Consider the following 16716-nt stretch of genomic DNA (forward strand, 5'->3'; position numbering starts at 1 on the left):
TCTATGATTGATGAAACCGCTTATATACATCCTAGCGCTATTGTAGAAGATGGCGCGGTTATTGGCGCCAATGTTCGTATTGGCCCATTTTGTTGCATTGGTTCTCAGGTTGAAATTGGCGAAGGTACAGAGCTGAAATCTCATATTGTTGTCAATGGAATAACTAAAATCGGCCGTGATAATCAGATTTTTCAGTTTGCCTCGATTGGGGAAATGAATCAGGATCTGAAATATCATGGTGAACCAACCAGAGTTGAAATTGGTGATCGTAACCGTATCCGCGAAAGTGTGACCATTCATCGTGGAACTGAGCAAGGTGGTGGTTTAACGAAAATCGGCAATGATAATTTGTTGATGATTAATGCACATATCGCTCATGACTGTATTATCGGTGATCGTTGTGTCATTGCTAATAATGGTACTCTGGGAGGGCATGTTATTCTGGGGGATTATGTCATCATCGGTGGTATGAGCGCGATTCATCAGTTTTGTCAGATTGGCTCTCATGCTATGGTGGGTGGGTGCTCCGGTGTGGTGCAGGATATTCCTCCATATGTTATTGCTCAGGGTAATCATGCAACACCTTTTGGCATTAATATTGAAGGTTTGAAACGTCGCGGTTTTGATAAAGATTCATTACATCTCATCAGAAATGCATACAAGTTATTGTATCGTAACGGAAAAACTTTAGAAGAAGCACAGCAGGAAATTGCGAAGTTGGCTGAAGATAATCAGCATGTAAAGATCTTCAGCGATTTTCTGGCAAATTCTACCCGTGGCATTATCCGTTAAGTAGATGAAGGTTACTCCTTTGGCTACCATTTCTTCTATTGATAGTCTGCACCCGCTGACGATTGGATTAGTCGCCGGAGAAACCTCCGGTGATATCCTTGGAGCAGGTTTAATCCGTGCATTAAAAGCCAAAATACCCAATGCCCGTTTTGTTGGTGTTGCGGGGCCTCTTATGCAGGCTGAAGGTTGTGAAGCCTGGTATGAGATGGAAGAGCTGGCTGTAATGGGGGTTGTCGAAGTTCTTGAACGTCTTCCTCGTTTGCTGAAAATCCGTAAGGATCTGACAACCCGTTTCACAGAACTGAAACCTGATGTGTTTGTGGGCATTGATGCGCCGGATTTCAATATTACATTGGAAGGCCGGTTAAAACAGCAGGGCATCCGTACTATTCATTATGTTAGTCCGTCGGTATGGGCCTGGCGTCAAAAACGTGTTTTCAAAATTGGTAAAGCCACCGATATGGTCTTGGCCTTCTTACCTTTTGAAAAAGCGTTTTACGATAAGTTTAATGTCCCTTGCCGGTTTATTGGGCATACAATGGCGGATGCTATGCCGTTACAGCCGGATAAAGCGGCAGCACGTGAGCTATTAGGTATCCCGCAAGAGGCCGTTTGCCTGGCTTTGTTGCCAGGGAGCCGCCATTCTGAAGTTGAGATGCTGGGTGCTGATTTTTTAAAAACTGCTCAGTTATTGCGGCAAAAGATGCCAGATTTACATGTGTTTGTGCCGTTAGTGAATGCTAAACGGCGTGAACAATTCGAGCGAATCAAACAGGAAACTACGCCAGATCTGAATGTTCGCCTTATGGATGGCAAAGCGCGTGAAATTATGATTGCAAGTGATGCCGCACTTTTGGCATCTGGCACGGCTGCTCTGGAATGTATGCTGGCAAAATGCCCGATGGTCGTGGGTTACCGGATGAAACCCTTTACTTTCTGGCTGGCAAAACGTCTTGTAAAAACACCTTATGTTTCATTGCCGAACTTGTTATCCGGTAAAGAGCTGGTTAAAGAATTATTGCAGGAAAAGTGTCAGCCGCAGGAACTTGCAGATGAATTGTTGTCATTACTGCAAGGTAGTGAAAAAGTTGAAGCATTGAAACAGACATTTTTACATCTGCACGAAAGCATCCGCTGTCATGCTGATGAACAAGCTGCACAAGCTGTACTGGAATTAGCAGGAAAATGATGGAATTTATATATCCTCAGGCAAATCTGATTGCCGGAGTTGATGAAGTTGGCCGAGGCCCATTAGTCGGTGCAGTTGTGACCGCCGCTGTTATTTTAGATCCATCCAGGCCGATCGCCGGGTTGGCTGATTCTAAAAAACTCAGTGAGAAACGCCGTGAAGCGTTATATCTGGAGATTACAGAAAAAGCGTTGTGTTGGAGTTTGGGGCGCGCAGAGTCAGAAGAAATTGATCAACTGAATATCTTGCATGCAACTATGCTTGCGATGCAAAGGGCTGTGGCTGGCTTATCTATTTCGCCTGAATATGTACTGATTGATGGTAATCGTTGCCCTAAATTGTCAATGCCTGCACAAGCTGTGATAAAAGGCGATGGGCTGGTTGCTGAAATTAGTGCAGCTTCTATCGTGGCGAAAGTGACTAGAGATCGGGAAATGGTTGAACTTGACCAATTATTTCCTGAATATGGATTTGCTAAACATAAAGGCTACCCAACGGCATTTCATTTAGAAAAGTTGGCTCTGTTGGGAGCGACAAAACATCATCGTAAAAGTTTTGCGCCGGTTAAAAGAGCAATTGGCCTTTAAGTTAACTTGTTGACTGAATACAGCTATTCTTCAAATCAATATTATCTGGACAAACACATGGCCGAACCCCGTTTTGTACACTTACGTGTCCACAGCGACTATTCAATGATTGATGGCTTAGCCAAAACCAGCCCTTTAGTGAAAAAGGTTGCTCAATTAGGTATGCCAGCTTTTGCGATCACTGATTTTACTAACCTGTGTGGGCTGGTGAGATTTTACGGCAGTGCTCATGGGGCGGGAATAAAACCGATTATTGGTGCTGATTTCTGTATGGAAAGCGAGTTGCTCGGTGATGAGTACGCTAACCTGACTGTTCTTGCGCGCAATAATACTGGCTATCATAACCTGACGTTACTGATATCAGAGGCTTATCAGAAGGGGTATGGCGCTGTTGGCCCGACAATTAAACAAGAATGGCTGATAAACCATAAAGAAGGGTTGGTCCTGCTCTCTGGTGGCCGTATGGGAGATGTTGGCAAATTCCTGTTACGTGGTAATCAGGTTATGGTAGACCAATGCATTGAGTTTTATCAGGAGCATTTCCCCGATTGTTATTATCTGGAGCTAATTCGTACTGGCCGTGCAGATGAAGAAAGTTATCTTCATGCAGCGGTTGCACTGGCGACAGAAAAGAACTTGCCTGTTGTTGCGACTAATGATGTGTGTTTCATCGACAGTGAAGATTTTGATGCTCATGAGATCCGTGTGGCGATTCATGATGGTTATACATTAGCTGATCCAAAACGCCCGAAAAATTACAGTCCTCAGCAATATCTGCGTAGTGAACAGGAGATGTGTGAACTATTCGCTGATATTCCCGAAGCGCTGGAGAACAGTGTAGAAATTGCTAAGCGTTGTAATGTCACTATTCGCCTTGGTGAGTATTTCCTGCCGCAATTTCCGACGGGAGAAATGAGCACGGAAGATTATCTGGTCGATAGCTCTAAACAAGGGTTAGAAGAGCGTTTGGCATTTCTTTACCCGGATCCTGAAGTACGGGCGGAAAAGCGTCCTGAATATGATGAGCGGCTTGATGTTGAACTTCGGGTTATCAACCAGATGGGATTTCCTGGCTACTTCCTGATCGTGATGGAATTTATTCAGTGGTCGAAAGACAATGGTGTTCCTGTTGGTCCAGGGCGTGGATCTGGCGCCGGTTCTTTGGTGGCTTATGCTCTGAAAATAACTGATCTCGATCCTTTGGAATTCGATTTGCTGTTTGAACGGTTCCTTAATCCTGAACGTGTTTCCATGCCCGATTTTGACGTCGATTTCTGTATGGAAAAACGTGATATGGTGATTGATCATGTGGCTGATATATATGGTCGTGATGCCGTATCTCAGATCATCACATTCGGTACGATGGCCGCGAAAGCTGTCATCCGGGATGTTGGCCGTGTGCTGGGGCATCCATACGGGTTTGTTGACAGAATTTCCAAATTGATACCGCTTGATCCTGGTATGACATTGGAAAAGGCATTTATCGCAGAGCCGCAACTTCCTGAAATCTATGAGGCGGATGAAGAAGTTAAAGCGCTGATAGATATGGCGCGTAAATTGGAAGGTGTTACCCGTAATGCGGGAAAACACGCTGGTGGGGTTGTTATCGCCCCAACTAAGATCACGGATTTCGCGCCTCTCTACTGTGACCCGGAAGGTTTGAACCCGGTTACTCAGTTTGATAAAAACGATGTGGAATATGCTGGGTTGGTGAAATTCGACTTCCTCGGGCTGAGGACGTTGACTATCATCAATTGGGCGCTGGAAATGATCAACGCACGCAGGGCGAAGAAAGATCTGGATCCAATTGATATCGCAGCGATTCCGCTGAGCGACGTCAAAAGCTTTGATATGTTGCAACGCGCTGAAACAACAGCGGTATTCCAGCTCGAATCCCGTGGTATGAAGGATCTTATCAAACGTCTGCGTCCCGACTGTTTCGAAGACATGATTGCGCTTGTGGCGCTGTTTCGCCCTGGCCCTTTGCAATCAGGCATGGTGGACAACTTCATTGACCGCAAACATGGTCGGGAAGAGATTTCATACCCAGATGTACAATGGCAGCACGAATCTTTACAACCGGTTTTGGAGCCAACCTACGGTATTATCCTTTACCAGGAACAAGTGATGCAGATTGCTCAGGTGCTGGCGGGATATACTCTCGGTGGTGCAGATATGCTCCGACGGGCAATGGGCAAGAAAAAGCCGGAGGAGATGGCGAAGCAGCGTTCCGTATTTGAGGATGGAGCCAAAAAACTCGGCATTGATGGCGAACTATCAATGAAAATCTTTGACCTGGTAGAGAAATTTGCTGGTTATGGATTTAACAAATCTCACTCCGCTGCGTATGCATTGGTCTCTTATCAGACTTTATGGTTGAAAGCACATTATCCGGCTGAATTTATGGCTGCGGTAATGACTGCTGATATGGATAATACAGAAAAAGTCGTTGGGCTGATTGATGAATGCTGGCGCATGGGGCTGAAAATATTACCACCTGATATTAATAGCGGTTTGTATCATTTCCATGTTAATGATGATGGGGAGATCGTATATGGTATAGGCGCAATTAAAGGGGTAGGTGAGGGGCCGATTGAAGCGATCATCGAAGCTCGTCAAAAAGGCGGCTATTTTAGAGAACTGTTTGATTTATGTGCCCGCGTTGACACTAAAAAATTAAATCGTCGGGTGATGGAAAAGCTGATCATGTCAGGGGCGTTTGACCGTCTGGGGCCGCACCGTGCGGCACTGATGTCCTCTCTGGAAGATGCCCTGAAAGCAGCAGATCAACACGCTAAAGCAGAAGCCATTGGTCAGACTGATATGTTTGGTGTATTAGCTGAAGCGCCGGAAGAAGTTGAGCGCTCTTATGCCAATATTTCTCAATGGCCGGAACAGGTTGTTCTTGATGGTGAACGGGAAACGTTGGGGCTCTATTTAACTGGGCACCCGATCACACGTTATTTAAAAGAAATTGAGCGCTATACTAATGGATTACGGTTAAAAGATGTGAATCCGACACCGCGTGGTCAAGTAACGACTGTGATAGGTTTAGTGCTGGCGTCTAAAGTGATTATAACCAAACGGGGTAACCGGATTGGTATTTGTACATTGGATGACCGTTCAGGACGTCTGGAAGTCATGCTATTTTCCGATGCCCTGGAGAAATACCGGCATTTGTTGGAACAGGACCGGATATTGATAGCTACGGGGCAGGTCAGCTTTGATGATTTCAACGGTGGCCTTAAAATGACAGCCCGTGAATTAATGGATATTAGTGAAGCGCGTGAAAAATATGCGCGTGGGCTTGCTATCTCGTTGTTAGACCGGCAAATTGATGATCAATTGTTGAATCGTCTTCGTGGTGCCTTGGAACCACATCGTTCTGGAACGATACCAGTTCATCTTTATTACCAGAGGGAAGACGCCCGCGCCCGTTTAAGATTTGGCGCGACGTGGAGGGTAACGCCAACGGATAACCTTCTGACAGATTTGCGGACTCTGCTGGGTAATGAGCAGGTAGAATTAGAATTTGACTAAAAGTAGGAATGTTATGAGTCTGAATTTTCTTGAATTTGAACAGCCGATTGCTGAGCTGGAAGCGAAAATTGATTCGCTAACCGCAGTTAGCCGTCAAGATGAAAAATTAGATATAAATCTGGATGAAGAAGTACAACGTTTGCGGGAAAAAAGTTTGGAATTGACTCGCAAAATCTTTTCAGATTTAGGTGCTTGGCAAATTGCTCAACTTGCCCGTCATCCACGTCGTCCTTATACATTGGACTATATTCAGCATATTTTTACTGATTTTGAAGAGCTGGCGGGTGATCGCGCTTACGCTGATGACAAAGCAATTGTTGGTGGTCTAGCTCGTATTGATGGGCGTCCAGTGATGATTATTGGTCATCAAAAAGGCCGTGAAACAAAAGAAAAAATCCGCCGTAATTTCGGTATGCCGGCGCCGGAAGGCTATCGTAAGGCTCTGCGTCTGATGGAAATGGCGGAACGTTTTAAACTACCAATTATTACTTTCATTGATACTCCTGGCGCATATCCTGGCGTTGGTGCGGAAGAGCGTGGTCAGTCTGAGGCTATTGCCCGCAATTTGCGTGAAATGTCCCGTTTGTCTGTGCCTGTTATTTGTACTGTGATTGGTGAAGGCGGTTCTGGTGGTGCGCTGGCAATCGGTGTCGGTGATAAAGTGAATATGCTGCAATACAGTACTTATTCTGTTATCTCCCCGGAAGGCTGCGCCTCAATTCTGTGGAAAAGTGCGGAAAAAGCACCTCTGGCGGCAGAAGCAATGGGGATCATTGCTTCTCGCTTAAAAGAGCTGGAATTAATCGATACCGTGATCCCTGAGCCATTAGGTGGCGCGCATCGTAATTACGAAGTAATATCCGCATCACTAAAAGCTCAGTTATTGGCTGATCTGGCAACTCTTGATCATTTGTCACCTGAAGAATTGGTGAGCCGTCGTTATCAGCGCCTGATGCAATATGGTTACTGTTGAGATCTGAATTAATTGCTTAAGTAAGGGATGGACGTGACTGTAATTGATAAATTTCAGCTACGTCCATCCTTTACTGTTTCGAAATAGTAGAAAATATTATCTGGGGAGCAGTGGTTCTTAGCAATTGCCCCGTAAACCGTCGCCCAATCGGGCGGCGATATAAAGGGGAGCTAACGAGGGGTTTCCTGCGATCTGACATAGGTTTTCAACGTTTCAATCGTTGCGTCGCCTGCACTGCATGCAAAATTGTTGCAAATTAAGGAACTCTTGAGTCTGTAATGACAAAAATTGATGAGCGACTATTTTTCACTTTAGCTAAGCAGCTTGGTGAACATAAGAAAATTCTGGTTGGATTCAGTGGCGGTCTTGATTCTTCAGTTTTGCTGCATGTGTTGGTCAATTGGCGTAATCAGCACAATCAGGAAGTTCAGCTGAGAGCAATGCATATTCACCACGGTTTGAATCCAAAAGCAGATCAATGGGTTGAATATTGCCAACAGATTTGTGATGACTGGCAAGTGCAGTTTTGTTTTGAAAGAGTAACGATAGATGCTCGTGAAAAGGGCATTGAAGCTGCTGCCCGTGATGCCAGATATCAGATGTTCAGGTGTGAATTACAAAAAGATGAAATTTTGGTAACTGCTCAACATCTTGATGATCAGGCGGAGACTTTTTTGCTGGCGTTAAAGCGTGGTAGCGGTCCGGCTGGTCTTGCTTCTATGCCTCCGGTTGCCGAGTTTGCTGATACATTATTGTTTCGCCCACTGCTTGGTTATAGCCGGAGTGAGTTGGAAATATATGCCAGTGAACATTGTCTGAGTTGGATCGAAGACGGCAGTAATCAGGATGATCGTTATGACAGGAATTTTCTGCGCTTACATGTTATGCCGTTACTGAATCAACGCTGGCCGCATTTCCCACAATCTGTTGCTCGTAGCGCAAGTTTATGTGGTGAGCAGGAGCAGCTTCTGGATGAGCTGTTGAATGAATCTCTGAAAGAGCTGGTAACTCAGGATGGCGCTTTAGGTATTTCACTTTTAGAAGCGTGCTCAGAAGCTAAACGAAATGCTTTGTTACGCCGTTGGTTTGGTTACCATGATATGAAAATGCCCTCACGGGAGCAGCTTCACAGGCTTTGGTATGAGGTGGTTCTTGCTCGTACTGATGCTGAACCCCTGCTACAATTTGGGCAGTATAATGTACGGCGTTATAAGCAAAAACTTTGGTTGGTTCCTCAATTGCAATCTTTGAGAGACACTGTTCTTGAGTGGGATATTTGTAATCCGTTGGTATTACCGGATCGCTTGGGAGAACTGAATATTTCTGATCGTGGTATTCAAGTAAGGACTCCGGCTAATAATGAGCGGGTGACTATCCGCTTTGGTGTTCAGGGAATGATGAGTATTGTGGGTCGTCAACACTCCCGACACAGTAAAAAATTGTGGCAGGAGCTTGGGGTTGCCCCGTGGCTTAGAGAGCGAATTCCATTGCTTTATTACAATGAACAACTGATAGCTGCATTAGGTATTTTTATCACTAAAGGAAGCGAAGCGGCAGAAGGGCAGAGAGTATTGACAATTAACTGGAATAAAACGTTGTTAAAATAAAGAGTTATAAGCCGCCAGAGGCGGCTGTTTCTTGTTTCTTATCAGGATTCGGAATGTTCAACAATAACAGTACCGATTTCAGGGTGGCTGAAACTGGCGATATGATCCAACCGCAGTTCTCGGGGATTATCTGCTGCTTCGATTATCAGGTATTCAACTTTCTTTTTCAAAATCAAATCACAGGCTTTCCCTTCAATAACTTCACCACCTCGTAATTTTATGTGTAGATGGAGCTGATGTTGGCAAGCCAATTCAAGGTTGTCATAGTCGTCACAGTTAATTGGTTGATATTCAGTATTTATAGACATATTTGCTCACCACTATGGTTAGTGGCGGTTATTGCCGCCTGTGGTTGTTAAAAATTGTAACTCAAAAGCACTATTAATGACTATAGCACAGGAAATCAATCGTGATTAATGAATAACTTTGGTTGTTCCATCTGAACGGTAAATAAATAAAAGTCTTATTTCACAGCAAGTTCCTGACAAAAGTATTAAAATCGGCTCATATCATTTCGCTACTATTGAGTAACATCCTTAAAAAGGGCGGTATTTGCGCTATTAAGCTGCAATAATCTTATGTTCTTTGTGTTACTAATTAAGATGAGTTACAGAGCTCATTATACTGTTTGGAGATAAATGTGAATAAAAAACTTTTAACAGCGTTAGTTGCTGTGGGCGTATCTGCGTTGGTGGGATGTAAAAGTAACTTGGTACAGCAAACGAGTTCACAGCCAATGGATCAGACTTTTCATGGTGTTCTTCCTTGTGCAGATTGTTCTGGTATTGATACCACACTGTTATTGGATGATGATGGTACTTATATTCTGGAACAAACTTATCTTGGTTCTCGTGATGGTGATCAGTCATTCTTTGAATCCGGTCAATGGGCGAAAGATGGAGAAAAAATCCGTCTGGCAAAATCAGATGACCAGAAATATTACTATCTGCCGAAGGATGGAAATCTGGTAATGCTGGATATGGAAGGCAACACAATTGAATCGTCATTCAACTATGAGCTGAAACGGGTAAAACCAGAAAAACTGACGGGTGAATACAGTTACCTAGCTGATGCCGCTTCATTCACCGATTGTAGTACAGGTAAGCGTTATGATGTGCCGGAAAGTTTGGATTTGGAGCAAGGCTATCATCAAGCTGGCGTAGAAGGTGGAACGCCGGTTTATGTTGAAGTTGAGGGCTATTATAGCGTGAGTCCTTCAATGGAGGATGGGCTATTTAATTCTGCTTTGGTTCAGACAGGTAAAATTCATTTCGATAAATCGAAATCTTGTAATATGAAGAAATAATTCTAGTTTCAGTATGAATGGTGATAATGGGCCAGAAGAGTAAAACGAGTTTACTTACTGCGTCTTTGTGGTCTGACCATTATCACCATACTGCTCAATGAGTTATTGTAATAACCCTAATTAACAACTAAGTTGTTGCTTCAAATAATCAGCAACATTGTCTAGCTTCAGTATCTGTTTTTCATCATTGCGACGATATTTATATTCTACTTCGCCATTATCAAGATTGCGGTCACCGATAACGATAGTGTGTGGCACGCCAATAAGCTCCATATCAGCAAACATCACGCCTGGGCGTTCTTTACGATCATCGAAAATAACATCAATACCGCTGGTGCGCAGATCGGCATACAGCTTCTCTGCAACTTCCTTAACACGATATGATTTATGCATATTCATTGGCAGAATAGCGACTTGGAATGGTGCAATTGCATCAGGCCAGATGATACCGCGGTCATCGTGATTTTGTTCAATCGCTGCGGCGACAATACGGGTAACGCCAATACCATAACAACCCATAGTGACGGTCTGATTGTGGCCGTCTTCGCCTTGAACGGTTGCTTTCATTGCATCAGAATATTTGGTGCCAAGCTGGAAAATATGACCAACTTCAATGCCGCGTTTGATGAGTAATGTTCCTTTACCATCCGGGCTGGTATCACCTTCAACAACATTACGGATATCAGCGACTGTTGGTATTGGTAAATCACGTTCCCAGTTGATCCCGAAATAGTGTTTGTCATCAATATTGGCACCTGCGCCAAAGTCACTCATCACCGCCACACTGCGGTCAATAATAACAGGTATTGGTAGATTGACAGGTCCCAGTGAGCCTGGACCAGCACCTATAATTGCACGAATCTCTTCTTCGGTAGCAAAAGTCAGAGGGCTGGCAACCAAAGATAATTTCTCTGCTTTAATTTCATTAAGTTCATGGTCGCCGCGGACCAGTAAGGCGATCAATTTATGGCCTGTATCTTCTGCTGCATGAACCATCAGAGTTTTAACTGTTTTTTCAACTGGCAGATTGAATTGTTCAACCAGTTCAGCAATTGTTTTTGCATTTGGGGTGTCTACCAGATACATCTCTTCTGTTGGTGTTGCACGATCATAAGCAGGAGCGACAGCTTCGGCCAATTCAATATTAGCTGCGTAATTGGATTCAGTTGAGAAAACGATATCATCTTCTCCACTGGCAGCCAGAACCTGAAATTCATGGGAAGCACTACCGCCGATAGAACCGGTGTCTGCCAGAACAGCACGGAAATCCAAACCAATACGGGTAAAGATTTTGCTGTAGGCTTCGTACATATTGTCGTAAGTTTCTTGTAGTGATTCTTGGGTGGTATGGAAAGAGTAAGCATCTTTCATTAAGAATTCCCGAGAACGCATTATACCAAAGCGAGGGCGAACTTCGTCCCGGAATTTAGTCTGGATCTGGAATAAAGTCAGCGGTAACTGTTTGTATGAGCTGACTTCATTGCGGATCAGATCAGTAACGACTTCCTCATGAGTTGGACCCAGCACAAAAGGGCGATCCCCCCGGTCAGCAAAACGCAGTAATTCTGGGCCGTATTGTTCCCAGCGACCACTTTCCTGCCATAAATCTGCCGGCTGTACGACGGGCATAGATATTTCAATTGCTCCGGCATTGTTCATCTCTTCACGAACAATTTTCTCAACTTTTTTTAGTACGCGGACACCTGTAGGCATCCAATTATACAGACCTGAAGCGAGCTTACGGATCATGCCCGCACGAAGCATCAGTTTATGACTGACAACCTCTGCATCGGCAGGAGTCTCTTTTAATGTAGAGAGCAGATATTGGCTAGTGCGCATTGTTAGGGTTCCATTAGAGCAGCAAATTGCTTCTGACTGGCAGAAATTTGCCAGCTAATAAAAAAACGAAAATAAGTCTTTAGTCTACCAGCGAGTTTAAGATGTCAAAAGGGCATATACTGATTTTTAAAGGGGTTCAATGGAAAACACTTCAGTCAATGTGCCACAGATTCTCCAGCGTACATTAAAATTCAGTAAATGAACGGCATATTCTCGATTTTCCTGTTCTCCTCTCCGGTAAGCAGGACGAGGGTCTTGAGCCAAGACCTGACTGATAAAACGGCGTAAATCCGGGTAAGTGTTTTGAACTGAGATGAGCTGTTGTTCGGCGGCAGGTAAAAATATCACTTCCATACCGGCAGAAGGTGCTGCTTGAGCAAAGCCTGCTACAGCGTGTGGCTGACATTCAGCAAAAGGCAGATAAGGTTTGATATCAATAACCGGTGTGCCATCAACTAAATCCAGGCTGCCCAATTCCAGAGTAACATTGCCTTTTCTGTATTCAATTCCTTTAAGTTCAATCAGAGACATACCAATTGGATTCGGTCTGAAAGTTGAACGGGTTGCGAATACGCCCATTTTTGCATTGCCGCCTAAACGGGGAGGACGTACCATTGGCTTCCAGCCGCCATCCATTGTTTGGTGGAAAATAAAAATAACCCACAGATGACTAAATTGTTCCAAACCACGAACTGCATCTGGTTGATTATAGGGTGGAAGAAGTACCAATTGTCCTCCTCCATCTTCAATAAGACCTGGTTGGCGTGGAATGGCGAATTTTTCTTTGTAAGGGGAATGGATAACCCCTATTTGTGTGAAATGAAAATCGGTCATTGAGTAATAAGCAGAGCTGAACCTTCACATATTGCTATCTGGTAGCATCCTTGACCTGATAACATCTCGCACTGATGTAATAAAACTGCGTTAGCATTCAAATGAGCGGCCTTCGTTATCATCTGGTTACGTGCTACGGCGATATTAGCTGGTGGATCCTGTAAAGAACCACGGCATGATTGACCAGAAACAATTCCTAAATCTTTAAATGCGGCATTTATTAACTCTTCACTCTTGGTATACAATTTTACGGATGAAGAAAGATTCTTTTTTTCTTCGGTTAATGCTTGTTTGAGCTTCATATCCGATAACTGAGAAGAGTCAGTAAATGCTGTCTGTTGCATTGAACATCCTGTTATGAATAGAGCTAACAAAGAGATAAACAGCTTACGCATTAATAGATCCTCGAATTTTTACTGTCAGAGTTAAGAGAATAGAATCAGGTTAACAAAAAAATATCGAAACCATGATGCCATAACAAATCAGGCGGACAATCTGTCCGCCTGATTATTCTAATATCGATGAGTGTAATATGAAAGATTACCAGCCTTTCACCGCACCACCGTTAAAAATTTTATTGGCAGCTTCATCAACTTCATCGGATTGATATGCTTTAACGAATTTCTTAACGTTTTCAGCGTCCTTATTATCTTCACGGCTAACCAGCAGGTTTACATATGGAGAATCTTTATTTTCGACAAATAAACCGTCTTTTGCCGGAGTCAGGCCAATTTGGCTGGCATATGTCGTATTAATGATTGCCAGAGCAATTTTTTGATCGTCCAATGAACGTGGTAATTGCGGCGCTTCCAGCTCAACCAATTTTAGATTTTTAGGATTTTCAGCAATGTCCAGAGTTGTTGGTAATAATCCTATGTTATCTTTCAGTTTGATTAAGTTTTGTTTCTGTAACAGTAATAAAGAACGGCCTAAGTTCGTTGGATCATTTGGTAACGCAATTTGAGAACCATCCTGTAATTCATCTAGGGATTTAATTTTCTTGGAATAACCCGCAATTGGATAAATAAAAGAGTTGCCAACAGTGACCAGTTTGTAACCACGATCTTTGATTTGTTGATCCATGTAAGGTTTGTGCTGGTATGCATTTAGATCAATATCACCTTTACTCAGGGCCTCGTTTGGCAATACAAAATCATTAAAAGTGACCAGTTCTACATCAAGACCATATTTATCTTTAGCTACTTTTTTTGCAATTTCAGCAACTTCTTGTTCTGCACCAACGATAACGCCTACTTTAATATGGTTTGGATCTTGTTTTTCCTGCCCGCAACCAGCCAGAATTAATGAACCTAAAAGAGCACTGATAGTTGCGATGGTTCTTAATTTAACAGACATACTTTACCCCTATTGAATACTGATTTATTAGCACCGATACCGGTATTGTTTTAAAATAACTTTATTATTTGCGTGTTGTGGCTTTAACTAAACGGTCACCACTTAATTGAATTAAGTAAACTAAAATAACCAGTAACACTAATACGGTGTTCATTACTGTTGCATTATAGCCGATATAACCATATTGGTAGCCAATCTGGCCTAATCCGCCTGCACCTACAGCACCTCCCATTGCGGAATAACCTACTAACGTAATCAGGGTAATTGTAGCTGCATTAAGCAAACCTGGTAACGCTTCAGGTAACAGAATTTTTTTCACAATCTGGAACGGAGTCGCTCCCATTGCGCGAGCTGCTTCAATTAATCCTGATGGAATTTCCAATAAAGCATTTTCCACCATACGGGCGATAAATGGTGCGGCACCTATGGTTAATGGAACAATGGCGGCCTGTAAACCGATAGATGTTCCAACAATTAATCTGGTAAAAGGAATCATCCATACCAGTAAAATAATAAATGGGATAGAACGGAAAATATTCACCATCGCTGAAAGAAAACGATAGAGTTTACTGTTTTCCATAATCTGACCAGGGCGGGTGACATATAACAAGACACCTATCGGCAGCCCAATAATAAAGCCAAAGAAACCAGAAACAAAAGTCATTACCAGAGTTTCCCAGACGCCTTTAGCCAGCAATAAGATCATCCCTTCAGACATAACCGAGAACCTCTACTTTCACATGATGGTCTTGTAAAAATTTAATTGTTGACTCAACACCGCCATTTTCACCGTGTAATTCCGCTAACATCACACCAAATTTTACTCCACCGGCATAATCAATTTGGGAACTTAATATATTCATATCAATATCAAAACGACGTACTGCCATCGAAATCAGAGGTGCGTCTACAGACTGACCGGTGAACTCCAGTTTCAATAATGGGCTAAGTTCTGGGGCTGGGGTGCTTTGCATTTTTTGCACATAATCTTCAGGGATATCCAAATGCAAAGTTGACTGGATAAATGCCTGAGCGATAGGTGTTTTGGGATGAGAAAACACTTCACTGACAATATCCTGTTCAATCAACTGCCCACCGCTGATAACGGCAACCTGGTCACATATACGTTTGACGACATCCATTTCATGTGTAATTAACAGAATAGTCAGACCTAGACGGCGATTAATATCTTTCAATAATTCCAGAATAGACCGGGTTGTTGCTGGATCCAAAGCACTGGTTGCTTCATCACATAAAAGTACTTTAGGTGAATTGGCTAAAGCACGAGCAATAGCAACACGTTGTTTCTGTCCACCAGAGAGATTTGCCGGATAAGCATCGTGTTTATCTGCAAGGCCAACAAGTTCTAATAACTCATCTACCCGTTTTTTTATTTCCGCCTTTGGAACATTATCTAATTCTAAAGGTAAGGCTATGTTGCCAAAAACTGTTCTCGAAGACAGCAAATTAAAGTGTTGGAAAATCATGCCAATACGGCGACGCGCATGGGTTAAATCACTATCAGATAGGATAGTCAAATCCTGGCCATCAACCAGTATTTGCCCGGAAGTTGGACGCTCAAGCATATTCACACAGCGAATCAACGTACTTTTGCCCGCACCGGATGAACCGATGACACCATAAATTTGTCCTTGCGGAACATGCAGACTGATATCTGAAAGTGCGTTGATAGAACGGGCACCCTGCTGGAATATTTTATTGATATGAAACAGTTTTATCATTTTTATTCTTATAAAAATTCGAAAATTGGTAGTTTGAGCATTTTGAGAAAACAAACTACTAGTTAAATCGGATGTTAAGGTGTCTAGACGTCTAAGTCAACTGGGAATAAATTAATTGTTGCATTCTCATTCATGGCTAAATCATGCGATACTGAGAACTTCTTACATTGCTTGGAGCAATCGGGTGACACAAGGTATTCCTGCCGTATTTTTAGATCGTGACGGAACAATAAATATCGATCATGGTTATGTACACGAAATAGATGATTTTCAGTTTATCGATGGTGCCATTGAAACCATGATTGAATTGAAAAAAATGGGGTATGCGCTGATATTAGTCACAAACCAGTCAGGTATTGCCCGTGGTATTTTCAATGAAGAACAATTCTTGCAACTGACAGAGTGGATGGATTGGTCACTGGCAGATCGCGGAGTAGATTTGGATGGCATTTATTATTGTCCCCATCATCCAGATGCGACTGAAGAACAATATAAGAAGAGTTGTGATTGTCGTAAACCACAACCAGGTATGCTGCTGGATGCACAGAAGGAGCTTGGCATTGATATGGCTGCTTCTTATATGGTTGGTGACAAATTGGAAGATATGCAAGCGGCGGTGATGGCGAAAGTTGGTACTAAGGTATTAGTTCGTACAGGTAAACCAATTACAAATGAAGCAGAACAAGCGGCTGATTTGATAATAAATAACCTTGCAGACTTGCCTAAAGCGATTAAAAGCATTAGAAAGTAGGCTTTTTTGTTCTTTATATCACCGTCTTGTTGAAAAATTGCGCTAACAAAAGTTTTTTTTAAATAAACGCTTGCCAGCGGCGAAGAACGCCCTATAATGCGCCACCACTGACCGACACAACGCTGACAAAGCGTGTGAGGCCAGGCAGAGCAAAGCAAATAAGCGCTTGACTCTGCGGGCGAAAAGCGTAGTATACGCAG

Annotated in this window: 15 protein-coding genes and 1 pseudogene; 8 read left to right on the plus strand and 8 right to left on the minus strand. The window is 43.1% G+C overall.

All coding sequences use genetic code 11. The features are described 5' to 3' along the window. Positions 1-3 precede the first annotated feature (3 nt). From lpxA to accA, 5 genes are read left to right on the plus strand one after another with little or no spacing between them, the layout of a single operon-like run. A complete protein-coding gene (gene lpxA, locus ABR397_RS16785) occupies positions 4-792 on the plus strand; it encodes an acyl-ACP--UDP-N-acetylglucosamine O-acyltransferase (protein ID WP_350306760.1) in 789 nt (262 codons plus the stop codon). A gap of 4 nt (positions 793-796) precedes the next feature. After that, a complete protein-coding gene (gene lpxB / locus ABR397_RS16790) occupies positions 797-1981 on the plus strand; it encodes a lipid-A-disaccharide synthase (protein ID WP_350306761.1) in 1185 nt (394 codons plus the stop codon). After that, the gene (rnhB, locus tag ABR397_RS16795; RefSeq protein ID WP_407072884.1) at positions 1981-2568 is read left to right on the plus strand and encodes a ribonuclease HII; all 588 of its coding nucleotides are present in this window, start codon (positions 1981-1983) and stop codon (positions 2566-2568) included. Before lpxB ends, rnhB begins: the two co-directional genes overlap by 1 nt. A gap of 57 nt (positions 2569-2625) precedes the next feature. Continuing rightward, positions 2626-6108 carry a DNA polymerase III subunit alpha gene (gene dnaE / locus ABR397_RS16800; RefSeq protein ID WP_350306763.1) on the plus strand — a complete coding sequence of 1161 codons (3483 nt, stop codon included), beginning with the start codon at positions 2626-2628 and terminating at the stop codon, positions 6106-6108. Between the two features lie 13 nt (positions 6109-6121). After that, entirely contained in the window at positions 6122-7081 is a 960-nt protein-coding gene (accA, locus tag ABR397_RS16805; protein WP_350306764.1) for an acetyl-CoA carboxylase carboxyl transferase subunit alpha, read from the plus strand. A gap of 170 nt (positions 7082-7251) precedes the next feature. Here the strand turns inward: accA and ABR397_RS25475 are convergent. Continuing rightward, positions 7252-7326 (minus strand): annotated as a pseudogene (locus ABR397_RS25475) (IS200/IS605 family transposase); the annotation flags it as partial. Positions 7327-7359: 33 nt separating this feature from the next. Here ABR397_RS25475 and tilS point away from each other — a divergent pair. Further along, positions 7360-8688 (plus strand): tRNA lysidine(34) synthetase TilS, encoded by a 1329-nt coding sequence (gene tilS, locus ABR397_RS16810; RefSeq protein WP_350306765.1) that lies wholly within the window; start codon positions 7360-7362, stop codon positions 8686-8688. A gap of 41 nt (positions 8689-8729) precedes the next feature. On the opposite strand, the gene rof is transcribed toward tilS, so the two are convergent. Continuing rightward, positions 8730-8996 (minus strand): Rho-binding antiterminator, encoded by a 267-nt coding sequence (gene rof, locus ABR397_RS16815; RefSeq protein ID WP_350306766.1) that lies wholly within the window; start codon positions 8994-8996, stop codon positions 8730-8732. Between the two features lie 332 nt (positions 8997-9328). Between rof and nlpE the strand changes: the two genes are divergently transcribed. Then, positions 9329-9994, plus strand: a complete 666-nt coding sequence (gene nlpE / locus ABR397_RS16820; protein ID WP_350306767.1) for an envelope stress response activation lipoprotein NlpE — start codon at positions 9329-9331, stop codon at positions 9992-9994. A 120-nt stretch (positions 9995-10114) separates the two neighbouring features. Here the strand turns inward: nlpE and proS are convergent, their stop codons facing one another. The 6 genes from proS to metN form a co-directional block, all read right to left on the minus strand. Continuing rightward, positions 10115-11833, minus strand: a complete 1719-nt coding sequence (gene proS / locus ABR397_RS16825; protein ID WP_350306768.1) for a proline--tRNA ligase — start codon at positions 11831-11833, stop codon at positions 10115-10117. A gap of 126 nt (positions 11834-11959) precedes the next feature. Next, complete coding sequence (tsaA, locus tag ABR397_RS16830; protein WP_350306769.1) at positions 11960-12667, minus strand: tRNA (N6-threonylcarbamoyladenosine(37)-N6)-methyltransferase TrmO; 708 nt, start codon at positions 12665-12667, stop codon at positions 11960-11962. Further along, positions 12664-13011, minus strand: coding sequence for an Rcs stress response system protein RcsF (rcsF, locus tag ABR397_RS16835; RefSeq protein WP_350306770.1), 348 nt, complete (start codon positions 13009-13011; stop codon positions 12664-12666). Before rcsF ends, tsaA begins: the two co-directional genes overlap by 4 nt. 196 nt (positions 13012-13207) lie before the next feature. Further along, positions 13208-14023, minus strand: coding sequence for a MetQ/NlpA family lipoprotein (locus tag ABR397_RS16840; protein WP_023044732.1), 816 nt, complete (start codon positions 14021-14023; stop codon positions 13208-13210). 64 nt (positions 14024-14087) lie between these two features. Then, complete coding sequence (locus ABR397_RS16845) at positions 14088-14741, minus strand: methionine ABC transporter permease MetI (protein ID WP_350306771.1); 654 nt, start codon at positions 14739-14741, stop codon at positions 14088-14090. Beyond that, positions 14734-15765, minus strand: a complete 1032-nt coding sequence (metN, locus tag ABR397_RS16850; RefSeq protein ID WP_350306772.1) for a methionine ABC transporter ATP-binding protein MetN — start codon at positions 15763-15765, stop codon at positions 14734-14736. The genes ABR397_RS16845 and metN overlap by 8 nt, the downstream gene beginning before the upstream one ends. Before the next feature lie 184 nt (positions 15766-15949). Between metN and gmhB the strand changes: the two genes are divergently transcribed. Further along, the gene (gmhB, locus tag ABR397_RS16855) at positions 15950-16516 is read left to right on the plus strand and encodes a D-glycero-beta-D-manno-heptose 1,7-bisphosphate 7-phosphatase (protein WP_350306773.1); all 567 of its coding nucleotides are present in this window, start codon (positions 15950-15952) and stop codon (positions 16514-16516) included. Positions 16517-16716: the final 200 nt, after the last annotated feature.

This window comes from Photorhabdus viridis (assembly GCF_040256935.1).
Taxonomy (GTDB): Bacteria; Pseudomonadota; Gammaproteobacteria; order Enterobacterales; family Enterobacteriaceae; genus Photorhabdus; species Photorhabdus viridis.

Excerpts from the sequence above, each read along its gene's own strand:
- lpxA (WP_350306760.1), top strand. The coding sequence starts at position 4 with ATGATTGATGAAACCGCTTATATACATCCTAGCGCTATTGTAGAAGAT.
- lpxB (WP_350306761.1), top strand. The coding sequence starts at position 797 with ATGAAGGTTACTCCTTTGGCTACCATTTCTTCTATTGATAGTCTGCAC.
- rnhB (WP_407072884.1), top strand. The coding sequence starts at position 1,981 with ATGGAATTTATATATCCTCAGGCAAATCTGATTGCCGGAGTTGATGAA.
- dnaE (WP_350306763.1), top strand. The coding sequence starts at position 2,626 with ATGGCCGAACCCCGTTTTGTACACTTACGTGTCCACAGCGACTATTCA.
- accA (WP_350306764.1), top strand. The coding sequence starts at position 6,122 with ATGAGTCTGAATTTTCTTGAATTTGAACAGCCGATTGCTGAGCTGGAA.
- tilS (WP_350306765.1), top strand. The coding sequence starts at position 7,360 with ATGACAAAAATTGATGAGCGACTATTTTTCACTTTAGCTAAGCAGCTT.
- rof (WP_350306766.1), bottom strand. The coding sequence starts at position 8,996 with ATGTCTATAAATACTGAATATCAACCAATTAACTGTGACGACTATGAC.
- proS (WP_350306768.1), bottom strand. The coding sequence starts at position 11,833 with ATGCGCACTAGCCAATATCTGCTCTCTACATTAAAAGAGACTCCTGCC.
- tsaA (WP_350306769.1), bottom strand. The coding sequence starts at position 12,667 with ATGACCGATTTTCATTTCACACAAATAGGGGTTATCCATTCCCCTTAC.
- rcsF (WP_350306770.1), bottom strand. The coding sequence starts at position 13,011 with ATGCAACAGACAGCATTTACTGACTCTTCTCAGTTATCGGATATGAAG.
- ABR397_RS16840 (WP_023044732.1), bottom strand. The coding sequence starts at position 14,023 with ATGTCTGTTAAATTAAGAACCATCGCAACTATCAGTGCTCTTTTAGGT.
- ABR397_RS16845 (WP_350306771.1), bottom strand. The coding sequence starts at position 14,741 with ATGTCTGAAGGGATGATCTTATTGCTGGCTAAAGGCGTCTGGGAAACT.
- metN (WP_350306772.1), bottom strand. The coding sequence starts at position 15,765 with ATGATAAAACTGTTTCATATCAATAAAATATTCCAGCAGGGTGCCCGT.